Source organism: Chelativorans composti, assembly GCF_039541695.1.
Classification (GTDB): Bacteria; Pseudomonadota; Alphaproteobacteria; order Rhizobiales; family Rhizobiaceae; genus Chelativorans; species Chelativorans composti.
Map to the genome: position 1 here is coordinate 1 of NZ_BAABGS010000012.1, position 21,002 is coordinate 21,002.

General features: G+C 62.2%; 21 protein-coding genes, 1 tRNA gene and 1 pseudogene. 15 read left to right on the forward strand and 8 right to left on the reverse strand.

Annotation, left to right across the window (positions count from 1 at the left end; translation table 11 throughout):
* A partial coding sequence (locus ABD906_RS02485; RefSeq protein WP_345098043.1) for an integrase core domain-containing protein occupies positions 1–422 on the forward strand: 422 nt, incomplete at its 5' end.
* Here ABD906_RS02485 and ABD906_RS02490 read toward each other — a convergent pair.
* Positions 412–663, reverse strand: a complete 252-nt coding sequence (locus tag ABD906_RS02490; RefSeq protein WP_345098044.1) for a hypothetical protein — start codon at positions 661–663, stop codon at positions 412–414. The two genes, ABD906_RS02485 and ABD906_RS02490, sit on opposite strands and share 11 nt — an antisense overlap.
* A 271-nt stretch (positions 664–934) precedes the next feature.
* On the opposite strand from ABD906_RS02490, the gene ABD906_RS02495 reads away from it, so the two are divergent.
* Positions 935–1,420 carry a hypothetical protein gene (locus ABD906_RS02495; RefSeq protein ID WP_345098045.1) on the forward strand — a complete coding sequence of 162 codons (486 nt, stop codon included), beginning with the start codon at positions 935–937 and terminating at the stop codon, positions 1,418–1,420.
* Positions 1,421–1,430: 10 nt separating this feature from the next.
* Here the strand turns inward: ABD906_RS02495 and ABD906_RS02500 are convergent.
* A pseudogene (locus ABD906_RS02500) lies at positions 1,431–1,595 on the reverse strand (IS3 family transposase); the annotation flags it as partial.
* A gap of 295 nt (positions 1,596–1,890) precedes the next feature.
* Between ABD906_RS02500 and ABD906_RS02505 the strand changes: the two are divergent.
* The gene (locus ABD906_RS02505; RefSeq protein WP_345098046.1) at positions 1,891–2,013 is read left to right on the forward strand and encodes a hypothetical protein; all 123 of its coding nucleotides are present in this window, start codon (positions 1,891–1,893) and stop codon (positions 2,011–2,013) included.
* 188 nt (positions 2,014–2,201) lie between these two features.
* Here ABD906_RS02505 and ABD906_RS02510 read toward each other — a convergent pair whose 3' ends face one another.
* Together ABD906_RS02510 and ABD906_RS02515 are read right to left on the reverse strand one after the other, a co-directional pair.
* Positions 2,202–2,399, reverse strand: coding sequence for a hypothetical protein (locus ABD906_RS02510; RefSeq protein ID WP_345098047.1), 198 nt, complete (start codon positions 2,397–2,399; stop codon positions 2,202–2,204).
* Positions 2,400–2,503: 104 nt separating this feature from the next.
* Positions 2,504–3,127 carry a hypothetical protein gene (locus tag ABD906_RS02515; RefSeq protein WP_345098048.1) on the reverse strand — a complete coding sequence of 208 codons (624 nt, stop codon included), beginning with the start codon at positions 3,125–3,127 and terminating at the stop codon, positions 2,504–2,506.
* A gap of 594 nt (positions 3,128–3,721) precedes the next feature.
* Between ABD906_RS02515 and ABD906_RS02520 the strand changes: the two genes are divergently transcribed.
* The 8 genes from ABD906_RS02520 (at position 3,722) to recJ (ending at position 13,584) form a co-directional block, all read left to right on the forward strand.
* A complete protein-coding gene (locus tag ABD906_RS02520; RefSeq protein ID WP_345098049.1) occupies positions 3,722–4,090 on the forward strand; it encodes a helix-turn-helix domain-containing protein in 369 nt (122 codons plus the stop codon).
* 126 nt (positions 4,091–4,216) lie between these two features.
* Complete coding sequence (locus ABD906_RS02525; protein WP_345098050.1) at positions 4,217–5,314, forward strand: tyrosine-type recombinase/integrase; 1,098 nt, start codon at positions 4,217–4,219, stop codon at positions 5,312–5,314.
* Between the two features lie 2 nt (positions 5,315–5,316).
* Positions 5,317–5,463, forward strand: a complete 147-nt coding sequence (locus ABD906_RS02530) for a hypothetical protein (RefSeq protein WP_345098051.1) — start codon at positions 5,317–5,319, stop codon at positions 5,461–5,463.
* Between the two features lie 75 nt (positions 5,464–5,538).
* Positions 5,539–5,606: transfer RNA gene (locus tag ABD906_RS02535), tRNA-Glu, on the forward strand.
* A gap of 542 nt (positions 5,607–6,148) precedes the next feature.
* Positions 6,149–8,914: an autotransporter outer membrane beta-barrel domain-containing protein gene (locus tag ABD906_RS02540; RefSeq protein ID WP_345098052.1), complete on the forward strand. Its 2,766-nt coding sequence runs from the start codon at positions 6,149–6,151 to the stop codon at positions 8,912–8,914.
* A 422-nt stretch (positions 8,915–9,336) separates the two neighbouring features.
* Positions 9,337–10,413: a stealth family protein gene (locus tag ABD906_RS02545; RefSeq protein WP_345098053.1), complete on the forward strand. Its 1,077-nt coding sequence runs from the start codon at positions 9,337–9,339 to the stop codon at positions 10,411–10,413.
* Between the two features lie 332 nt (positions 10,414–10,745).
* Complete coding sequence (glpX, locus tag ABD906_RS02550) at positions 10,746–11,723, forward strand: class II fructose-bisphosphatase (protein WP_345098054.1); 978 nt, start codon at positions 10,746–10,748, stop codon at positions 11,721–11,723.
* 55 nt (positions 11,724–11,778) lie between these two features.
* Positions 11,779–13,584 carry a single-stranded-DNA-specific exonuclease RecJ gene (recJ, locus tag ABD906_RS02555; RefSeq protein ID WP_378188773.1) on the forward strand — a complete coding sequence of 602 codons (1,806 nt, stop codon included), beginning with the start codon at positions 11,779–11,781 and terminating at the stop codon, positions 13,582–13,584.
* A 233-nt stretch (positions 13,585–13,817) separates the two neighbouring features.
* Here recJ and ABD906_RS02560 read toward each other — a convergent pair whose 3' ends face one another.
* From ABD906_RS02560 to folE, 3 genes are all read right to left on the reverse strand, one after another.
* Positions 13,818–14,816, reverse strand: a complete 999-nt coding sequence (locus tag ABD906_RS02560) for a patatin family protein (RefSeq protein ID WP_345098055.1) — start codon at positions 14,814–14,816, stop codon at positions 13,818–13,820.
* A 131-nt stretch (positions 14,817–14,947) separates the two neighbouring features.
* Entirely contained in the window at positions 14,948–15,367 is a 420-nt protein-coding gene (hisI, locus tag ABD906_RS02565) for a phosphoribosyl-AMP cyclohydrolase (protein WP_345098056.1), read from the reverse strand.
* Positions 15,364–16,035: a GTP cyclohydrolase I FolE gene (gene folE / locus ABD906_RS02570; RefSeq protein ID WP_345098057.1), complete on the reverse strand. Its 672-nt coding sequence runs from the start codon at positions 16,033–16,035 to the stop codon at positions 15,364–15,366. Before folE ends, hisI begins: the two co-directional genes overlap by 4 nt.
* Before the next feature lie 206 nt (positions 16,036–16,241).
* Here folE and ABD906_RS02575 point away from each other — a divergent pair, with 206 nt between their 5' ends.
* From ABD906_RS02575 to thrS, 3 genes are all read left to right on the forward strand, one after another.
* Positions 16,242–16,688, forward strand: a complete 447-nt coding sequence (locus ABD906_RS02575; protein WP_345098058.1) for an iron-sulfur cluster assembly scaffold protein — start codon at positions 16,242–16,244, stop codon at positions 16,686–16,688.
* A 32-nt stretch (positions 16,689–16,720) separates the two neighbouring features.
* Positions 16,721–17,083 carry a membrane protein insertion efficiency factor YidD gene (gene yidD, locus ABD906_RS02580; RefSeq protein ID WP_345098059.1) on the forward strand — a complete coding sequence of 121 codons (363 nt, stop codon included), beginning with the start codon at positions 16,721–16,723 and terminating at the stop codon, positions 17,081–17,083.
* An 84-nt stretch (positions 17,084–17,167) separates the two neighbouring features.
* Positions 17,168–19,156 (forward strand): threonine--tRNA ligase, encoded by a 1,989-nt coding sequence (gene thrS / locus ABD906_RS02585; RefSeq protein ID WP_345098060.1) that lies wholly within the window; start codon positions 17,168–17,170, stop codon positions 19,154–19,156.
* Positions 19,157–19,241: 85 nt separating this feature from the next.
* On the opposite strand, the gene ABD906_RS02590 is transcribed toward thrS, so the two are convergent.
* Positions 19,242–20,231: a hypothetical protein gene (locus ABD906_RS02590; protein ID WP_345098061.1), complete on the reverse strand. Its 990-nt coding sequence runs from the start codon at positions 20,229–20,231 to the stop codon at positions 19,242–19,244.
* A gap of 70 nt (positions 20,232–20,301) precedes the next feature.
* Between ABD906_RS02590 and ABD906_RS02595 the strand changes: the two genes are divergently transcribed.
* Entirely contained in the window at positions 20,302–20,898 is a 597-nt protein-coding gene (locus tag ABD906_RS02595; RefSeq protein WP_345098062.1) for a nitroreductase family protein, read from the forward strand.
* Positions 20,899–21,002 lie beyond the last annotated feature (104 nt).

The following is a 21,002-nucleotide window of genomic DNA, read 5'->3' on the forward strand; positions in this document are numbered from 1 at the left end:
GCAAGCTCAACTCCACCGACGTCATCGACGTCCTGTCCGACCTGTTCATCCTGCGCGGCGTGCCTGAGCACATCCGTTCCGACAACGGCCCGGAGTTCATCGCCAAGGCTGTACGGGAGTGGATCGTAGCCGTCGGCGCAAAGACAGCGTTCATCGAACCTGGAAGCCCTTGGGAGAACGGCTACTGCGAGAGCTTCAACTCGAAGCTCCGCGACGAACTGCTTGACGGTGAGATCTTCTACAGCCTCGCCGAGGCCAAGATCATCATCGAAGCCTGGCGGCGATACTACAACACCGAGAGGCCACACTCGTCGCTTGGATACAAGCCACCGGCACCCGAGGCCATCATCTGGCCTGCGCCAGCAAGCGGAGCAGCACCGTCATCTGCCCAGGCAATAGCCCCAAGGCCGATCATGAACTAAGATTGAAACCGGACCACCCTATGGGGTCAGGCCACTTCGAGCTGTTCACCAAATCTTGGTTAGCCAGCAGCACCTTAATCGGATCAGGTTTTGAGCTCACAAACTTGGATGCCCATTGGTGCAACATTTCAGATAAAGCTTCGCCTGATAAGGTAGTATTCTGATCTGGAAGATTTGCAAACTGTTTTTCAACATATTCGCTAAAGTCATGATCTATTAGAAGTTCTTCTTCGATATACATTTCGTACTCCTTTGCTAAAATTTCAACGGCAGAAATCTCGTCCCGCAGGTTTTATTCCGCTCTCTTGCTGTTTACCTGTGATGCTCGACCTTTTCCGCATCCGCATTGATCCGCTTCGACTACATCCTTGGCCGGGTAGCCATGCACTGTGCTCGTTCCACTGATCATTCTGTTTAGAACAGAAAACCACAAGCACAGTGGGAACCGAATGCTTCAACCTTGGCAAAGGGATGCTTGGCAGGCTATGTGAGACTAATGACGGGAGGCATTCATGCGGAAAATTCTGGTAGCAGCAATCTTGGCGGCATCACTCACTACCGCCAGCGCGCAACAGCAAGACTTCGACGTCGCTCCAATCATTGAGTTGTTTGCCGACCAGTTACCAGACATCCGGAATACGGTGCGAAAGTATGACGAGGCTCCTGAAGGCGGGCTGCTGACCTACTTCGACAAGGACAAGTACCAGAAGGACCTCAACAAGGCCCTGGACTACGCCTTCTCCTCCATCGCGCCAGGTATCTATCAGGAAACACGCAAGCGCCTCTTTGAGCTCGACAAGGCGCTCGACAAGGGTAGGCAGGAACGATCCGAACTGGTCATCAAGATGGAGCTGGCGCGAGAAGGCGGCGATCCTTCCCTTGTCGACCGCGCTCTCGGTCGAAACGCCCCAAAAGGCTCACGCGAATTCTATCAGAGTAAGATAGAGAAGCTCGACAAGGAGATCGCGGTGAACCGCGCCGGGTTTGCCGGAGGCTGATTTGGTTTAGTTACGCGGCCATGGCTTCAGTTTCCAGAGCCGCGTAGAAGTTTGCCTCGGCTTCGGCGGGCGGGATGTTCCCGATCGGCTCGAGCANTCATTCGAGGGTTGCGTATTCCACGGCCTCGAAGCTGCGCCAGTTCCCGGACCTCGTGAAGCTCACCGCGGCAAAGACCTGGAACGGCATCCTGCCGGCGACAATGGTTCCGAACGGCGCCGTGCCGTTCGTCGAAGTGCCTGCCGGTCGTTGATCCGCCTTGCGACCGGTGTGCGAGGGTGGGGCCTCGCGCCCCACCTTTTTTTGTCGGCGCGTCCCACGAAGTCCCGGCCTGATCCAACCGACACATGCGCTTGCATGTGCGACGATTGAGCGTCAGCAACAACGGAGGCGCATATGCACTTTTTCTATCCCTCTGCTCCCGAAGAACCCGCGCGCCACTGAACTCGAGAAGCGACAGGCGCGCCTCGAAATGACGATTGCGGAGAAGAAGCTCGCCTTCTGGTCCCGGCACCCGAACTTCGACAAGGAAGAAGCGATGCGGGGCGTCGAGGCGCTCAAGCGCGCCTGGGGCAGCGGTGAACGCGCCGCATAGCACCACGCGCGCTCCAATGCGATAAATGCTATAACAAGATAGCTATCTAGCTAGATAGCCGGATAGCTACCTACACCTTGGTTCAACGAAAGGAGAAGCTCATGAACCGCCGAAATCCGGTCGCCCGGGCTCTTGCCCAGCAGTCATTGCGCCAGAAGATTGTCCGGCCGAAGGAAGGGCCGTGGTTCCTACAGCAGGAAGGGCAGAAAGGCCCATGACCACCAACTGAACTGCTCCGGCGTTCCGCCGCCGGCGATGTCGATCCGATCGCCACAGTTCTGTTTCAACAGGAAGCCCCTCCCATGCTCAAGACCGTCATTGCAACCGTCGTTACGATTTTGGCGAATGACTACGCGACGCAGGACGATGCCCGTGTCGTCCATCATCAAATCATGACCTCGGAACAATGTCAGGAGTGGCAAGCCGGGAAGCGCCTGTCGAAACAGCCTGTGGTAGATCGAGCCACGAACCGCCGGGTTCTGAAGGTCTACTACGAGTGTATGCCTATTTCGATCGGCATCGAAGCGGACGAAGCCGTGGTGAGTTCGCTGTCGGTTGAGGGCAACTCCGGGACCACGATCGCGCCGTAATAAAAGATCTCCCGCACGAACATCTGGATGTCGATGCTGGTGCAGTGGACGAGTTCCTCATAGGAGAAAACCTTGCCCATGCGACCGAAATATTCCGAGCACGTGGCTATAAGATCTTGCTCTAGCTGGACCCGTCCGTGGGGGCCGATCAGTGGCGAGAAGCATTCTTTCCAGAATTTGTCCGCCTCCTCCGTTTCCAGCTCGGACCAATGGTCCTCGTCTATGACTGGATAGGATTCGAGCTTGGCGGCGATGTCGTCGGCGATTGCAAGCGCTTTGCTGTCGCCCTCATGGATCGCGATCCATTCGATCCAGCCGACGGCCCAATGTGACTCGCGCACCACCTTGACGGTCTCCGACTCCCCGCCCAATGCGGTGATCATGCAGGAAAAGTTTGAGCGCGCCAGCGCGTCGCTGTCACGATGCTGGCCAACGCCCGCGGAACAGTAGCCTGGCCACGATGCGCCAATGTAGCATTCCGGACGGGTCCAGCGCTTTAGGTGTTTCGGTGTGTAATTTTCCATTTCGGTCTCCTCCCTAAAATTCTACATTGTGGCTATGCCAACAGCGGCATAGCTGGACGCGATGACAAAGGCGAGATCAAGACCAGAGGCCAGTCCACGTCCTTGGGCCGGCCGTATGACCTCCTTCTGGGCGCGCATTGGCACCAAGAGCTGTGGTTGCCGCGAGCCATCATCAATAACGCACTGAAAGGGTTCGACGAATACGCGAAGAACAGCCTGAGAGCGGTTCCGTCACGGCCAAGCCAAGTGCTTTTCTTCATCCACCCTAAGCGCGGGATTACGTCTCGCTGGAGCGTCCTTGTTGAGGAGCCGAAGGTCGAGGAGAGAACAGATTGGGTGGCTTTACCTGCCCGTGTAGGATAGGTGCCGATACGACTTTTACGATGGCTTCCCGGCCTTTTGTGCCGGAAAATTAAAAGTTTTTTACATCCACGAATCGCAGGGGGCTTACGTTAGCATAAATTTGTCGCTTTTTGTCGTAAAAAATTGACAAACATCGATCACGGAGGGATACGACACATGGCACGTAGAAACATAATTCATGCGGAACCGAGTGGGGGTGTCCCAGAGAACGCGCCCAAGGACGTCGTTGCCTTGGAGTTTGCTCGCCGCCTGCAAGCGGCCATGGTGGCTAAGGGGTGGAACCAGAGCGATCTGGCGAGGGAGGCGTCCAAATTCATGCCGCAGGGCAAGGCGGTGCACCGGGATAACGTCTCCGTGTACGTGAACATGCGCGCGCTGCCGGGGCGCGAACGACTGGAGGCCATGGCCAAGGCCCTTGGCGTGGAGCCTACGGACCTGCTTCCGAACTCCATCCGCCCTGCGCCGAAAGCCGCGGTTCCGACGCGCGAGGTCAAAGACCTGGGCGGCGGTCGGGTGTGGTTTCGCGTCAACCAGGAAGTGTCCTGGCCTACTGCCATCAAAATCCTACAAATGCTCGAAGAAGAAAGCCGTGCGCATTAGTGAGTTCGCCGCCGCGGTAGGAGTTTCCGTCAGAACCGTGGCCTGCTGTGTCAGCGAAGGGAAGTTCACACCATCCTACAGGACAAGAGGCGGGCATATGAGATTCGGAAGGGAGAAGATTCAAGAATGGCTAGACCTAAAAGGCCAGGCCCGTGGCTCGATACGAGGGAAAACGGCATCCATTATGCTTGCTGGTACGATGAACGCACAGGGGAAACAAAGCGCATCAGCCTACGTACGAGAGATAGTGCTGAAGCGCAGGCTCGTTTCGCGGAGTTCCTGATCAAGGGCCACGAAATCCGGCGCGGGCAGACCGGCCAGCTTACCGTCGAGCGGGCGTTGGACGACTACTTCGAGGAGCACGTAGTGAAAAACTGCGCCGACGCGCAGCGCCAGAAGGACGCCATCGCGCACCTGAAGGCGTTCTTCAAGGACGCGCCCGTGACCTCGATAGACGTGCCGACCAGCCAGGCGTACACGGAGGCCAGGGTGACGGGCCGGATAGGCGGAGGCAAGCGCCGGAAAAAGAAAGAGGCTTCCCCCTCGACCGTTTGGCGCGAGCTGAATGTGCTCGTGGCCGCGGTCAACCATGCCAAGTGGATGAAGCGCACCGACTACGATGTCCAGGTGGACTACCCGCAAGAGAAGCGCCTTGGCGAGGACGACGAAGCCCCTTTCTATGACCGGGAGGAGCTGTTCCGGATCTTCGAGGAGGCCGCGATATGGGCCGAGGAGGAGCGCGAGAAGTCCCCCGACGACCCGAACGCCGGCGAGATCGAACCCTTCATCACGCTCCTGTACTACACCGGCGCGCGTCGGCGCTCGATCGAGAACCTGACCCGAAGCCAAATCCGGATGGATCAGAAGCGCATCCTCCTGAAGCAGCCGGGGAAGGTGGACACGAAGAAGCGCCAGCCGATCGTTCCGATTCTGAAGCCGATGGAGCCGGCGCTGAAATTCCTCCTGGCCACGGGCAGGGAGGGGCGACTGTTCCGGTGCTCGGACTTCTACCGGCCGTACCGCGAATTGATGAGGCGGGCGGGTATCCCCGACTTCAAGGCCCACCCCCACATCATGCGCCACACGAGAGCGACCCATCTCCTACAGGAGGGGAAGCCCATCTACTCGGTGGCACGTCTCCTCGGAGACACACTTGCAACCGTCGAGCGGGTCTACGGGCACCACTCGGCAGATCATCTTGGTGACATTTTAGAGGAGGAATGAGAATGCTTGAGGTAGCTGGCGGAATCCTGTTGGCCATTGCGGCCCTGTTCGTGATCGCCTTCCTTTCGCCGATTCTGCGAGGGATCGGCTCCCTCGCGGCGGCTGCTTTTGTCGTGATTCTGCTACTTGTACAATTGGCCGGTTACTGATCAGTGAACGGTTGAATTTGTCGTGATTTTCCATACGACATCGCCAAAAAAGCCAATGAAATCAATGTCGGATGGGCGCCCAACAATTGTGGATTGGCCCTTTCACGGCGGAAACAGGGGTTCGATTCCCCTTGGGCGTACCACCTTCCTCCACGATATTCATTGGTTTGTTGCTTGACGCGGTGTTTCAGCCGGATCTGCGTCATGGCCCATGCGGTGCCGGAAGTGCAGAATCCGATTCTCGGCCGAAGCTGCGGAAAAATAGGGGATTGGGGCGCGGAGCCTGCGCTTGTCAGCAGTACCTGTCTTCCGCGACCTGCATGGCCTGGGGCCTTCGGAATTCCTGACATGGCCTGTCGGACTTACAGTGTTACAGCATGCGGACCCCAACGGGCGATCCGTATGCGTTCGCGTAGCGTAGCCTCGCAGCCCAACCCGATGCAGGTAGAACGTCTCGACCGTATCGTAGGTGGAGACTTGGGCCGTATTGCGCTTGTCGGGCACAAAGCACTGGACTGGCGATTGGCGTCGTCGCCGGCGGATCAGGTTGCGACGGAGAACCACTTCCGCGGCGTTTCGGAAGCCGGCGAAGGCCGCATGGCGGGTCATTCTCATCGGCGCGCTGCTTTGGAGCGTTTCGCGGCCCGCGCTCGCGATTTTCATCAGCGAGGATTACTACCGACTGTTGGGAGGGCAAGGGACCGATCAGGCCGGCTACGTGGCGGACATCCTGCAGGTCATGCGGAGCCTGCGCGAGGCCAGCATGGCCCCGCAGTTCATGTCCGTCGTGCGCATTCCGGGCTGCACCGGTACCTGGCTGGGTGACAGTGCCGACGGGAGTGTTTGCTACATCCTGACTGCGGCCCATTGCGTGGAGCGAGGCGAGGTTGGGACCTATGATGGCCAGGTCGTCCTGCATCGGCTGTCTGACGGCAACTGGTCGGCCGGGGTGGTGGCGAGCGGGGGAGGAACCAGTTATCGGCCGGCGGACGTGGCGGATCTGGATGATTCATTTCCGCCCGCCAGGGACATCGCCATTCTTACCGTTCCCAAGGTTGCGGATCTCACGCTGCCTGACGGTACGCCGGTGGCGCGTCCGCGGCTCTACATCGGCACGAATGTGGTTGGCAAGCCTGTGACATTGCTTGGATATGGCACATGGGGTGTCGCAGGCGTCGGTCCGCTGGTTGCGCCAAGTCCGGATGCGCCGGAACCCAGACGGTCGATGGGAGAGTCAATCATCACGGAGATCTTTGGCGGGGGTGCACTTCGCGCGGGTTACGATGCAGCCAATGGAGGAGCGAGCGGGAAGTGGGCCCGCTCGGGCAGCGGCGACAGCGGATCGGCCTGGTGGCAAAATCAGGGCGGCGTGTGGTCGATCATCGCCGAAATGCATGGTCAGAACGGGGTGGCATCGTCAGGCGCCAGCATGAGCGATCACTGGCAATGGATCCGTTCGATCTTTCCCGATGTCCTGCTCTACGATTACCGTGATGCGCCGGTAACGGATTTCGAGACCCATGTCTTCGACAACCTGCTGCTCCAGGCGGCGGCTGCGGGCTCCCTTGGAACGGGTCTGGTGAAGGTGGATCCCAAGGGTGAGCTGTGGACCGTGGTCGACAACGCCCTCGACATGAACGAGCTCTTCAACGAGGGTCTGGTGATCACCCGGAACGGCAGCACGCAAAAGGTGAGCCGGCTTGAAGGGACCGGAACGCTTAGCCTGGAGGATACCTCCCGTCTGATTGTCGATATGGCGCAGGACGGTGCCTACTCTGGACCGATCCAGGGGACCGGCACGCTGGTCAAGACGGGTGCAGGAACATTCAGCCTTTCAGGTCCCGGTGAGAACTTTACCGGCTCCGCCGATGTGCAGGCGGGCACGCTTGTGGTGGATTCCGGCTTCGCCCACGCTCGTGTCGATGTAGGCCATGGCGCCACGATCGCCGGCAACGGCGTGCTCGGGTCGCTCACGGTTGCCGGCACGCATTCGCCCGGCACACCCGGTCTGCCGGGTACGCTCTCGGTCTCCGGCGACGTCACCTTCATGTCGGGGTCACTCTACGACTTTCAGATCGACAGCACGGGCGCGGCGGACCGTCTGGTTGCCGGCGGAGCCGTCCATATCCTGGGTGGTGTTCTCCAGCTTACTGCCGGCGACGAGGTCATCCTTGAGGGCCGGCGCTATGAGGCGATCACGGCCGCGGGCGGGGTGAGTGGAACCTTCGACAGCTTCACCACCAATCTGGTTTTCCTGATACCCCAGTTGCAGTACGAGACCGGCGCGGTGGTGGTTTCGTTCTTCCGCAACGAGGTTTCCGCACCGGCCGTTTTCGAGAAGCGGAACCAGAAGGCGGCAGCCGCCGCGGTTGACCGTCTGCCTGAAGGGCATCCGCTGCGGCAGGTCATGCTGAGCTCCTCCTGGGATGAGCTGCAGCACCTCTTCGAGCGTCTGCCGGGCGAAATCCATGCCAGCACCTTTGCGGTTCTGACAGGCAGCACCGGGGCCCTGCCGGATGCAGCGCGAGACCGCTTCCGGCTTGCCACTGCGGAAAGCCCGGAGGGTCTGGGCTCCTGCTGGAGCCGGGACGATCCCGGGCGGCTGGATCTGCGCTGTGTCCAGCCGAAGCGCCGGATCTGGACGGCCAGTCAGCTCACTGACGAGTCCTTTGCGGCAGGCGAGGCGGGCGGAACCGGCGTGGATGCGAGTTCAGGGACTTTCCTGGCGGGTGTGGAGGTAACGGATCACGGCCTCTGGATGGTCGGCGCCGCCGCAGGTTACTCCTCGCTGGAGTTCGCCAACCGGCGGGAGGCGGGTGGATCCGGCCGCAGCTTCCATGGAATGGTGTACGCGATGTCGACGGATGGTCCCGCGCGATTTGGGGGCGGTCTGTCAGCCAGTCTTCACAGCCTCGCCATGGGTCGCCGCGTCACGGGAAAGTTCTTCGACGAGAGACTTAACGCCGCCGCCGCCGGTTCCACGCTCCAGGCCTTCGTGGATGCCAGCTTCGAGATGGGTGACGAAGTGGTCAGTATCTTCCCGCATATGGGGCTGAGGATCGCCCGGACATATCTGGCGGAGATGCCTGAAACCAGGGGGATCTCCGGCCTCATGGCCGTGTCTGGAGCCCACCTTACCGCGGAGAGCAGGGTGGGGGTCCGTGGCGAGTCTCGCGTGAGGATCGATGATCACATGTCCCTGAACCTGCACGCCGGTCTCGCCTATGAGGCCGCGCTGGTGGGGGAGCAGACGTCGCGCCGGCTGAAATTTCTGGACACGAACTCGGCCTTTACGGTGTATGGAGCCCAGGTTCCGGTGAATACGGTATCCGTGGAGGCGGGGGTGACCGCAGAGTTCGACGGGCTGAACCTGGATGTTTCCTACACCGGCCGCAACCAGGGCGACGAAATGAGCCACACAATCTCCGGTGCAATCAACGTGCGGTTCTGACGGTGGAGGCCGCTTCTCGCCCGGCGCCGCAGCTCCTCTCCGACGGATGCGGCCTGGCGAACGACACCGCTGAGGGTCTGCCCTGTCTCCCGCCTGGTCGCGACTGGCTCTGCCTGACTGCGCTCCATGCTGGTGGTGTTGGTCATGAACCGTCGCACCGTGAGCCCGCCGCCCCCTTCGTTTCGCTGAAACGTGAAAAGGGCGTTTGGACCTCAGTCACCGGCACCGAGCCGGCCTTCGGGCCAGCCGCAATATGTCTCCCGTTAGAAAAATGTGATGAAGTCTTGGTGGCGGATGTTTCCCGAGTGTATTGCCTTGCCAATAGAAAAAGTATTCATCATATGATAGTTATCAGATGAACCAATTCGGAGCTCCAGGACTCCGAACGGGTTCCCGCGAAACGTAACAAGTTGAAAGATGTGATGGGCGGGGCGATCGACGTGGTTATCACCTGGGTCGATGGTGATGATCCGGTTCACAGGTTCGGGCGCGCTGAAGCGCTGGCAGCGGCCGATCTGCCGCAGGCCCGACGGCTGAACGGCACGGAAGAGACGCGCTTCGCCAACAGTGGTGAAATCTATTATTCGATCGCGTCCATTCTGAAGTATGCGCCCTTTGTCCGGCGCATCTTCATCGTTACCGACAATCAGGTTCCGCCACATCTCGAGGATTTCACGGCGCTGGGAATCTGCGACCCGGGCCGAATCCAGGTCGTCGACCATCGGACGATCTTTGCAGGTTACGAGGAATATCTGCCGACATATAACTCATTAACGATCGAAACGATGATCTGGCGCATCCCCGGTCTGTCGGAAACCTTCCTCTACCTGAACGACGACGTCTTTCTGAACGCGCCGCTTTCTCCAGCCGATCTTGTGACGGACGAGGGAAAGCTGGTCATCCATGGCGAGCTCCGCTCCGTCTATCCGCTTCTTTTGAAGGGGCTTCTTCGCCGCATCCGCACCCGCTACCGTCTGACGAAGAAGAGCTACGGAGCGCATTTCAAGACGGCGCAGGTTCTCTCGGCGCGGCTGTGCCGGCTTTCCCGCTACATCCAGGTGGGGCATACGCCTCACGTTCTGCGGCGGTCCGTTTTCGAGGCGTTCTTCCGCAGCCACCCGGATGCGGTGCATCGTCAAATCGCCCCCAGGTTCCGCACCATCGAGCAGTTTCTGCCGGTTGGCCTTTCTCACCATGCGGGGCTGGCTGCCGGTACGGTCGAGCTGAGGCCCCTGGACAGCAGCGCCTATCTGAAGCCCAGCAATTCGGGTGAGGAGAGGCTGAACGTGCTGCGGCGGGAAGGGACGCTGTACGGCTGTGCCCAGAGCCTCGAGCGGTTTTCCGCCGACCGTCGCAGGCTGTTCCGGTCGGTCATGCACGCGAAGCTCGAGGGCTTTTTGCCGGCGTCCGTCTGCGGTCATCTTGAATGGCTCGACGCCCGAAGGACACCGAAACCGGCGTCAGGTGAGACGGCCAGGCTGATCCGGGTGGCCGCCTGACCTTCAGGCGCCAGGCTCACCGTTCCCGCCATTGGCACACCCATCATTTTCAGTTCGGTCATGGGCAGACCGTGGCCCGTGGAAATCGGCCGCCCGGTTTCGCCACGAGTTTCGGGCGGTCTCGGTGAGGAACAACGGACGATGCGGGGGAGTATCCGCCCGGGCGTGCCCCGCTTTTGAAAACAATAATTTGCGTCCCCAACTTATTCAATCGATTCAGGTTGTTGCAGTCCCCTGCTGGGGTCTTGCCGTCGTTACTGGTCTTTGCCACAAGGGGGCAATTGCGCGGCATTGGCCGTCTGCATCAGTTGCAAGAAAAGGATTACCTCATCATGTCGAAAAGCTCCCAGGCGGGACTTGATCGAATCCTGACGCTGGAACTCGCCCGTGTGACGGAGCGGGCAGCCGTGGCTGCCGCCCGGCTGCGCGGCCGCGGCGACGAGAACGCCGCCGACCAGGCGGCGGTCGACGCGATGCGCTCCGAGCTCAACTGCCTGCCGATCCGCGGCACCGTCGTGATCGGCGAGGGCGAGCGCGACGAGGCCCCGATGCTCTACATCGGCGAGGAGGTCGGCCTCGGCGAAGGTCCGGAAGTGGACATCGCGCTCGATCCGCTCGAAGGCACCACCATCTGCGCCAAGAACCTGCCGAACTCGCTGGCCGTGATCGCCATCGCCGAGCGCGGCAGCCTGCTCTACGCGCCGGACGTCTACATGGAAAAGATCGCGATCGGCCCGGGCTATCCGGCAAGGATCGTGAGCCTGGACGCTCCGCCCGCCGAGAACATCCATAACCTCGCCAGGGCCAAGGGTGTGCCGGTGTCCGAGATCACCGCCTGCATTCTCGACCGTCCGCGCCATGCCCGCCTGATCGAGGAAGTGCGCGCCACGGGTGCCGCCATCCGCCTGATCGGCGACGGCGACGTGGCTGGCGTGATCCACACCACCGATCCTGACAACACCGGCATCGACATCTACATGGGCATCGGTGGCGCTCCCGAGGGCGTGCTGGCTGCGGCTGCGCTGCGCTGCATCGGTGGCCAGATGCAGGGCCGTCTCCAGCTCAACACCGAGGAGAAGATCGCCCGCGCAGCCAAGATGGGCATTGAGGATCCGAACAAGGTCTACACGATGGAAGAGATGGCCAAGGGCGACGTGCTCTTCGCCGCGACCGGCGTGACCGACGGCAACATGCTCCAGGGCGTCAAGTTCGCCCGCGACTACATCGAGACCCACACCATCGTGATGCGCTCTGCTTCTCGCACCATCCGCGAGATCAAGGCACGTCATCAGGATCTGGAAAAGTTCTGATTTTCTTTCCGCCAGAACTTGCAAGCTTCTATCATTCAGCCCTTGAAAGGGCTGGATGATGGAAGCGAGTCGCATTTTGCCGGGTGAACGGCGTTATTTCCTCGACGTGCGCAGCTCCGCGCGGGGAATGGCATGGGAGCATCGCCTCGGCCTGCGTGAGGAGAACACTGCGCTTGCCATCGCTCAGACGCATGGCATTCCCGATATTGTCGCACGCGTGCTGGCCGGCCGAGGCGTCGGACTGGATGAGGCGCGGCGTTTTCTCGACCCCACCATCCGGGATCTTCTTCCCGATCCCCTGACGCTCACCGATATGGAAGCTGCGGCCGATCGCATCGTTCGCGCGATCATGAACCGCGAGCGCGTCGCCGTGTTCGGCGACTACGATGTCGACGGCGCTGTGTCCTCCGCGCTGCTCAAGATCTTCCTCGGCCATTTCGGCGTTCCGGTGGAAGTCTACATCCCCGACCGCATCTTCGAGGGCTATGGCCCCAATCCGGCCGCCATGCGCGAGCTCGCCCAGCGCGGCGCCAGGCTCATTATCACCGCCGATTGCGGCACCAACAGCGCCGCGGCCATCGCCGCCGCCCGCGAGGCGGGCGCGGATGTCGTCGTCCTCGACCACCATCAGGTGGGCGGCCCCCTGCCGGACGTGCCGGTCGTGAACCCCAACCGCGACGATGATCTCTCGGGGCAGGGTCATCTCTGCGCCGCGGGCGTTGTCTTCCTGACACTGGTCCAGGTCGCCCGTGTCCTGCGCAGCCGCGTCGCCGGCGCGCAGCCACCGGATCTACTGCAGATGCTGGACCTCGTGGCGCTCGCCACCGTGTGCGACGTCGTTCCGCTCGTGGGCGTCAACCGTGCTTTCGTGGTGAAGGGCCTGCTCGCTGCCCGCCAGCTGCGGCGTCCGGGTCTCGCCGCACTCGCGCGCGTCTCCCGCATAGGCGAGCCCTTGAACAGCTATCACCTCGGCTTCCTGCTAGGTCCCCGCATCAACGCGGGCGGCCGCATCGGCAACGCTGCGCTCGGCAGCACGCTGCTGGCCGCGACCAGTCCGGAGGAGGCCAACAGTATTGCCGAGACGCTGGACCGCCTCAATCAGGAGCGCCAGGCAATCGAAAACGAGATGCTGGCCGAGGCCCGCGCTGAAGCCGATGCCGAGCTCGCCGTGGGCGACGGCCCGGGCATCATCGTGACGGCCAGCGACCGCTGGCATCCGGGCATCGTCGGCCTGATCGCCGCTCGGCTCAAGGAACATGCCCGCCGTCCGGCCTTCGCCATCTCCTTCGATGTGAACGACATCGGCACCGGCTCCGGCCGCTCCATTCCCGGCTTCGACCTCGGCAGGCTCGTCCGCGCTGCCGTCGAGGAGGGACTCTTGATCAAGGGCGGCGGCCACTCGATGGCCGCGGGCATCACCGTTCACCGTTCCAAACTCGGCGACTTGCGGGCCTTCTTCGAGGAAAAGGCGAGCGCCGAGGTCACCGGCCTGCGCAACGGCGAGACGCTCAAGATCGACGCGGCGCTTTCGGCGGACGGGGCGACATTCTCGCTGCTCGATGCGCTGGAATCCGCCGGGCCCTATGGTCCGGGTCACGCGGCTCCCGTCCTCGCGCTGCCGCGCCACCGGCTTGCCGACGTGCGGGTGGTGGGTAATGGCCACATCCGTGCGGAACTTCGCAGCATTACGGGAGCGCGCCTGCAGGCGATGGCCTTCCGCGCCGCCGACTCGGATCTCGGCCAGTTCCTGCTGTCGAGCCGCGGCGCCGAAATCCATGTGGCCGGCAGCCTGTCCTCCAATCTCTGGAATGGCACGCGCTCGATCCAGTTCCGCATCGCCGACGCTGCCAGGAGCCGCTAAAGCGGTTCCAGGAAAAGTGGGAACCGGTTTTCCGTCCGGAACCGCGTCAGGCAAGAGAGCCGGTTCCAGGAAAAGTGGGAACCGGTTTTCCGTCCGGAACCGCATGAACAGATCAGAGGAGCTTCAACCCTCATGGTGAGCTTGTCGAACCATGAACTTGTCGAACCTCAAGGCTGACCGGCCAAGCCATCATCCCCAAGCCCCTTCTGCCAGCGGGCAGGCGAGGGCAAGCTTCAGCTGACCATCTCCAGCATGTGCATGATTTCCGGCGCGTGGGCCTTGCCGGTCGTGTAGCCGATTTCGATCGCCTCCGCCGCGCGGTGGAATTCGGCGAGCCCCAGGTCTCCCAGCTTGAGTTGCAGCGTCAGATCCGGTGGATCCCCCGCCAGCCTTGCGCGCGTGATGCGGTCCTGGATGATGTTGAAGGACTCGATCATCACGCCGAGCAGGCCCATCGGCTTTGGCGAACGGTCCGGCACATGTGCGATTGCCTCGGGCGTGGGCAGCAGGAGTTCCGAGTCCCTGTCAGGCGGGTCAAGGGACTCGGCGGCTTCGGCAGAGTGCCGGATCACTGCGGCGCGCCCGAAGATGTGGTTGTTGAGGTTGATGCCGACAACGATCGGCTGCTCGTAGGCCCGGCACACCGAGACGGGCACGGGATTGACCAGCGCCCCGTCCACCAGCATCCGCCCGTTGCAAATGACGGGCGCGAACACACCCGGCAGCGCATAGGAGGCGCGGATGGCGGTGATCAGCGACCCGCGGGTGAGCCACACCTCGTGCCCGGTCCGAAGCTCTGAGGCCACACAGACGAACGGCTTTGGCAGGTCCTCTATATTGAGGCCCTCGAGGTGCTCTCGCATTCGGTTGGTGAGCCGCATGCCCGCAAGCAGCCCGCTGCCGCCGAAGCGGAAGTCAAGCAGACCGAAGATCCGCCGCCTGGTAAGCGAGAGAGCAAATTCCTCGAGCTCCGGCAGCTTGCCGGCGAGATAGCATCCGCCGACCAGCGCCCCGATCGAGGTTCCCGCGATCATGTCGATGGGAATGCCGGCCTCGTCGAAGGCCTTCAGAATGCCGATATGCGCCCAGCCTCGCGCGGCTCCGCCGCCGAGCGCGAGTGCAATGCCCTGTTCCGGCTGCTTCCTTTCGGGGGCCGCGGGAAGAGATGCATCCGGTTCGCCTTCCTTGCCGGCGTTCCGGTCGAGACCCAGCGTCGCGCTCCAGCTTCGCATGTGCAACCTCCTCGCCCGCGCCTCTTGCACTTCGCAACAGGGACGTGTCGAAAATGTGGTGCAGGCTTCAAGAGAAGGGGAGGAGGGCGTGTAACCGCGATCTGGAACGGGCAGGGAGGAACCTTGCCGCCTTAGTCCCGGAACACGAGGACCGGCTTGCCGTCCTGCATGATCACGTCGCGATAGAAGCAGGAGCGCCTGCCGGTATGGCATGTGGCATTGTCGCCGGCCACCCGCACGGCGAGCTCGATCGCGTCCTGATCGCAATCCGTGCTGATGCGCACGACGTGCTGCACGTTGCCGGAGGTCTCGCCCTTCTTCCACAGCGTCTTGCGCGAGCGTGACCAGTAGTGCGCGATGCCCGTCTCGAGGGTGAGCGCGAGCGCCTCAGCGTTCATGTGCGCTACCATGAGCAGGGTGCGGTCGTCCGCATCCGTCACGACGGCAGTCAGCAGACCGTTGGAATCGAATTTGGGCGTGAAGACCGGCCCCTCTTCAAGCGCCTGCTTGTCGGCGGGAGGGGCCGGAAATGGCTTTTCGCTGTCAGTCATTTCGTAGTTTGGCGACCGTTCTGGATGAGGTTGAGGAAGCGTGCCTGCTCCTCCGTATTCATCTTGAACGCCTTGGTAAAGGCCGTCGTGATGGTCGTCGAGCCCTGCTTGCGGATTCCGCGCATGGACATGCACATGTGCTCGGCCTCGATCATCACGGCCACCCCGAGCGGCTGCAGCGTATTCTGGATCGTCTGGGCGATCTGCGCGGTCAGCGCTTCCTGCGTCTGCAGGCGGCGCGCGAAGATGTCCACAACGCGGGCAATCTTCGACAGGCCCACCACCTTGCCGTCCGGCAGGTAGGCGACATGCGCCTTGCCGATGATCGGCACCATGTGGTGTTCGCAGTGCGAATGGAACGGGATGTCCTTGATCAGGACGAGATCGTCATACCCCGCCACTTCCTCGAAGGTGCGGCCGAGTTCTTCCACCGGATCGAGCCGGTAGCCGCCGAAGATTTCCTCATAGGCCTTGGCCACGCGCATCGGCGTGTCCCTGAGCCCCTCGCGGTCCGGATCGTCGCCGATCCAGCGCAGCAGCGTGCGGACTGCAGCCTCGACTTCCTCGCGGCTTGGGCGGTTGTCTTCTGGCGTGCCGGGCGCGGCAGGCTGTTCCTGGCTGGTCGGATTGTCGGGACGGGGAGGGAAGTTCTTTATGATTGCATCCATAATCAGGCGCTCCCGTAGTCCCAGTCGAAGCTGGGACGAGTTGAACGGTACACGACCCTTCTCGAGACCTTGGTCCACCCCCGAAGTGGCGTGCGGTGAAACCGGAAGCCTCTTCTTGCCCCCGGTCTGATACTGAACCTATATATGATGCTGGACCATAAAATGAAAGATTGCCGTAGCCATAATCCGTACCGGATCAAAATATCATGATCGACGACGTCTATAACGTGAAAATTCTTGCCTTCGCGGGCAACATTCCCCGGTGCGGTCGCCTGGAGAACCCCGACGCCACGGCCACGGCGCACTCCAAGCTGTGCGGCTCGACCGTGACGGTCGATCTAAAGATGGAAAACGGCGTTGTCACCGATTTCGCCCATGAGGTCCGCGCCTGCGCGCTGGGTCAGGCATCATCCTCCATCATGGCACGCAACATCATTGGCGCCACGGCTGAGGAGCTGCGCGAGGTGCGCGAAACCATGCTCCGCATGCTGAAGGAGGGCGGCGAGCCGCCCAGGGGGCGATTTGAGGACCTGAAGTACCTGGAACCGGTGCGCGACTACAAGGCCCGTCACGCCTCCACCATGCTGACCTTCGACGCGGTGGTGGACTGCATCGACCAGATCGAGAAGAAGAAGGCGAAAATCTCTGCCTGAGCCCTTCCGCCTGAGCCCCATCGGGTGAGCCAATGACCTCGACGCGCCGATCCCGCAACTGGCAGGGACCCTGGCCGAAGACGCCGGGGAGGCTTCTCGGCACGGCGCTCGTCCGCCTCTATCAGCTGACGCTCTCCGGTTTCGTCGGCAACCACTGCCGGCACATGCCGACCTGCTCTGAATATGCCTACGAGGCTATCGCCCGCCATGGCCTCTGGGCTGGCGGCTGGATGGGGCTCTTCCGCGTCATGCGCTGCGGCCCCGGGGGAACCTGCGGTCTCGATCCGGTGCCCGAGACGCTTTCGCCCCGCCATCGGTGGTGGATGCCCTGGCGCTACTGGCGCCCTGAAACCGGCGATGCGCCAAAAACGCGCGGTCGGACCTTTACGAATTAGCCGCCAGGGGCTAAATGGCTGGCTTCGTCTGACACTTGACCACCCGCGCTCGTTGGCGGGACTGGGTAGAGGAGCTTACCAATCATGGCTGGAGCCGTTTCCCTGACATTTCCCGATGGTTCCGTTCGCAGCTACGACGCCGCGATCACCGGTGCCGCCATCGCTGAATCCATTTCCAAGTCGCTGGCCAAGAAGGCGGTCGCCTATGCGCTCGATGGCGAGCTGCGCGATCTTGCCGATCCCGTCGGTCACGACGGCAGGATCGAGATCATCACGCGAGACGATCCGCGCGCGCTGGAACTCATCCGCCACGACTGCGCCCATGTGCTGGCCGAAGCCGTACAGGAGCTGTGGCCCGGCACGCAGGTGACCATCGGTCCCGTCATCGCCAACGGTTTCTACTACGACTTCGCCCGCAACGAGCCCTTTACGCCCGACGATCTCCCGGTCATCGAGAAGAAGATGCGGGAGATCATCGACCGCAACAAGCCGTTCCGCAAGGAAGTCTGGTCGCGTGAGAAGGCCAAGGAGGTTTTCCGCGAGAAGGGCGAGAGCTACAAGGTGGAGCTGGTCGACGCCATTCCCGAGGACCAGGACGTCAAGATCTACTTCCAGGGCGACTGGTTCGATCTCTGCCGCGGCCCGCACATGGTCTCCACCGGCCAGATCGGCAAGGCCTTCAAGCTGATGAAGGTGGCCGGCGCCTACTGGCGCGGCGATGCCAACAACCCGATGCTGACGCGCATCTACGGCACCGCCTGGGCGACGCAGGAGCAGCTCGACGCCTACCTGCACCAGCTTGAGGAAGCCGAGAAGCGTGACCACCGCCGCCTCGGCCGCGAGATGGACCTCTTCCATTTCCAGGAAGAGGGTCCGGGCGTCGTCTTCTGGCACGCCAAGGGCTGGAAGATGTTCCAGAACCTCGTCTCCTACATGCGTCGCCGCCTTGCGGAGGACTACCAGGAGGTCAATGCCCCGCAGGTGCTCGATCACAGCCTCTGGGAGACCTCCGGCCACTGGGGCTGGTACAAGGAGAACATGTTCGCCGTGCAGTCGGCCGGTGACGAAGCCGAGGACAAGCGCATCTTCGCGCTGAAGCCGATGAACTGCCCCGGCCACGTCCAGATCTTCAAGCATGGCCTGAAGTCCTACCGCGAACTGCCCATTCGCCTTGCCGAATTTGGCGTCGTGCATCGTTACGAACCGTCCGGCGCCCTGCATGGCCTGATGCGCGTGCGTGGCTTTACCCAGGACGATGCGCACATCTTCTGCACGGAAGAGCAGCTGGCCGAGGAGTGCCTTAAGATCAACGACCTGATCCTCTCGGTCTATCAGGACTTCGGCTTCGAGGAGATCGTCGTCAAGCTCTCCTCCCGCCCGGAGAAGCGCGTCGGCTCGGACGAGAGCTGGGATCACGCCGAAGAGATCATGATGGGCGTTCTCAAGCAGATCGAGGAACAGTCGGGCGGCCGCATCAAAACCGGCATCCTGCCGGGCGAGGGCGCCTTCTATGGTCCGAAGTTCGAGTACACGCTGAAGGATGCCATCGGCCGTGAGTGGCAGTGCGGCACAACGCAGGTTGACTTCAACCTGCCGGAGCGCTTCGGAGCCTTCTACATCGACGCCAACTCCGAGAAGAAGCAGCCGGTAATGATCCACCGCGCCATCTGCGGCTCGATGGAGCGTTTCCTCGGCATTCTGATCGAGAACTTCGCCGGCCACTTCCCGCTCTGGATGGCGCCGGTTCAGGTTGTGGTGGCGACCATCACCTCCGACGCCGACGACTATGCGAAGTCTGTTGCCGCGAAGCTGAAGGCTGCGGGCCTGGCGGTTGAAACCGACCTGCGCAACGAGAAGATCAACTACAAGGTCCGCGAGCACAGCCTCGCCAAGGTTCCGGTCATTCTCGTCTGCGGCAAGCGCGAGGCCGAGGAGAGCACGGTCAACATCCGCCGCCTGGGCAGCCGCGACCAGACCTCCATGTCGCTCGCCGAGGCGATCGCCATGCTGCAGGATGAGGCGACCCCGCCTGACATTCGCCGCGCCCGCGCCGCGCAGGCAGATGCAGCGTAGGCGCAACGAAGCAGGGATCAAATGCACGAAGGGCCGGTCCACGCCGGCCCTTTTTCATGGTTGCGATGTTGCGGCGGCGCCGCCTTCAGTCGAAATCCTCGAGGTCATCGTCCTCGTCAGGCGCGGAGATCAGGTCCTGCGGCAGGAGTTCCACGTCCTGGTTGTCGCCCGGGATGACAGTCAGGTCCTTCTGGTAGAGACGGTTGCGGTTCTTGGCGATCACCGTGTATTGCCCTTCCGCGAGCACCATGGACGCGAAAGCGCCGACAGACTCGCGCACAGTCTCACCGCTTTCGTTGAGCACCGACCAGGCCGTATCCGCGAGCGCTTCGCCGCCGGGCTCGCGGACGAGCTTGAGCGTCAGCTGCGCCGCGCGGTGCTCGACCGTCGCCTCGATCAGCTCGTTTGCGTCCACGCGAATGTCGGAGCGCACCACGGCGTTCACGTTTCCATAGGTGGAAACCACGTGATAGGTGCCCGCATTGAGCCGCACGATCTTGTTGGGCTCCACGTCCGGCACGATCAACGGGCGGTCGCTGCCGTTTTCGGCGCTTCCCTCATAGATGGAAAAGCGCAGCTGATCCGGGGGGATCCGTCCGCCTCCGGCGATCACCGCATTGAGCTTCAGTCCGCCCGCGTCGAGGATGAATTGCTCTTGCTTGGGTTCGTTGCCCAGGCGGATGCGCTTGGTGGCGCCCGCGCGCCCGTAGGCTGCATGGACGAGATAGACGCCTGGCTTGAGATCGAACGTGCTCGTCCCGCCTTCGGCCGACGCCAGCAGCACGAGTTTTCCCGAGTCATCGGGTTCCGTGGAGAAGACGCGCCAGATCAGACCCGTGGGGATCACGTCGCCGTCCTCGCTGAGCTTCGCGGAAAGCGTGAGATTCCCGCGCAGCGCCTCCTGCGACAGCGGACCGAGATCGAGCGGCGCATAGCCGGTCGCCGCCGGCGCGCCCGGTATCATCTCTATCGGTGGAACCGTGTCGGTATCTTCCTGTGCCGCTGCCATCATTGGCGCGAGCCAGAGACAGGCGGCCATGACTGCCGCGATGAAAGTGCGTGCTGAAGTCGTCATGCTTGCTTTGAACCGCAAGGTGGTGGCAATTTCAAGGCTCCATTTCCCCCACAGATGCGAAAGGTATACGGTGTATCATTCAGTAATCGAGTTCCTGCTCGCCCGTCGTTCTGCACCGATTCACGAGCTGAAGGATCCGGCGCCGAGCGACGCGGAGCTGGAGACAATTCTTCGTGTGGCCACGCGCGTTCCTGACCATGGCCAGCTGGCGCCCTGGCGCTTCATCATCTACCGCGGCGACAGTCGCGTCGAGGTTGGCCGGATGCTCGCAGAGCTTGCCGAGCGGAGGGAAGGGCCGTTGTCCGACGCCCGCCGCGAACAGGAGTTCACACGCTTCTCCCGCGCGTCGCTGGTCGTTGGCGTGATCTCGAGCCCGAAGGAAAGCATCAAGGTCCCCGAGTGGGAGATGTTCCTGTCCGGCGGCATGGTGGCCCTCAATCTCATCCACGCGGCCAATGCCCTCGGCTACGGCACGAATCTCATCACCAACTGGTACTCGGACCTCGAGGAAGGCCGACGGATCCTGGGCCTTGCCCCGCATGAGCGGGTGATCGGCTTCGTCCACATCGGCAGCCATCCTCGCAACACGCCGGACCGTCCGCGTCCGGACATTCGCGCGCTGGTATCCGAATACGCGGGCCCGTGGAAGGCCGAACAGGCCACGTGACGGCCGTTGCCGCGCCGTTCCCTTGCTGCCGGAACCAGCCGGCCGGCCGAGCAAGCGCCTGTCCGGAAAGGGCAGGCGCATCTGCCTTCCGGGCTCGGCGCCCC

What these genes read in the sequence shown, in the direction of transcription:
- glpX (WP_345098054.1), top strand. Translation starts at nt 10,746, where the DNA reads ATGTCGAAAAGCTCCCAGGCGGGACTTGATCGAATCCTGACGCTGGAA.
- ABD906_RS02590 (WP_345098061.1), bottom strand. Translation starts at nt 20,231, where the DNA reads ATGACGACTTCAGCACGCACTTTCATCGCGGCAGTCATGGCCGCCTGT.
- ABD906_RS02560 (WP_345098055.1), bottom strand. Translation starts at nt 14,816, where the DNA reads ATGCGAAGCTGGAGCGCGACGCTGGGTCTCGACCGGAACGCCGGCAAG.
- ABD906_RS02525 (WP_345098050.1), top strand. Translation starts at nt 4,217, where the DNA reads ATGGCTAGACCTAAAAGGCCAGGCCCGTGGCTCGATACGAGGGAAAAC.
- hisI (WP_345098056.1), bottom strand. Translation starts at nt 15,367, where the DNA reads ATGACTGACAGCGAAAAGCCATTTCCGGCCCCTCCCGCCGACAAGCAG.
- yidD (WP_345098059.1), top strand. Translation starts at nt 16,721, where the DNA reads ATGACCTCGACGCGCCGATCCCGCAACTGGCAGGGACCCTGGCCGAAG.
- thrS (WP_345098060.1), top strand. Translation starts at nt 17,168, where the DNA reads ATGGCTGGAGCCGTTTCCCTGACATTTCCCGATGGTTCCGTTCGCAGC.
- ABD906_RS02515 (WP_345098048.1), bottom strand. Translation starts at nt 3,127, where the DNA reads ATGGAAAATTACACACCGAAACACCTAAAGCGCTGGACCCGTCCGGAA.
- ABD906_RS02575 (WP_345098058.1), top strand. Translation starts at nt 16,242, where the DNA reads ATGATCGACGACGTCTATAACGTGAAAATTCTTGCCTTCGCGGGCAAC.
- recJ (WP_378188773.1), top strand. Translation starts at nt 11,779, where the DNA reads ATGATGGAAGCGAGTCGCATTTTGCCGGGTGAACGGCGTTATTTCCTC.
- ABD906_RS02510 (WP_345098047.1), bottom strand. Translation starts at nt 2,399, where the DNA reads ATGATGGACGACACGGGCATCGTCCTGCGTCGCGTAGTCATTCGCCAA.
- ABD906_RS02490 (WP_345098044.1), bottom strand. Translation starts at nt 663, where the DNA reads ATGTATATCGAAGAAGAACTTCTAATAGATCATGACTTTAGCGAATAT.
- ABD906_RS02530 (WP_345098051.1), top strand. Translation starts at nt 5,317, where the DNA reads ATGCTTGAGGTAGCTGGCGGAATCCTGTTGGCCATTGCGGCCCTGTTC.
- ABD906_RS02545 (WP_345098053.1), top strand. Translation starts at nt 9,337, where the DNA reads ATGGGCGGGGCGATCGACGTGGTTATCACCTGGGTCGATGGTGATGAT.
- ABD906_RS02505 (WP_345098046.1), top strand. Translation starts at nt 1,891, where the DNA reads ATGACGATTGCGGAGAAGAAGCTCGCCTTCTGGTCCCGGCACCCGAAC.
- folE (WP_345098057.1), bottom strand. Translation starts at nt 16,035, where the DNA reads ATGGATGCAATCATAAAGAACTTCCCTCCCCGTCCCGACAATCCGACC.
- ABD906_RS02495 (WP_345098045.1), top strand. Translation starts at nt 935, where the DNA reads ATGCGGAAAATTCTGGTAGCAGCAATCTTGGCGGCATCACTCACTACC.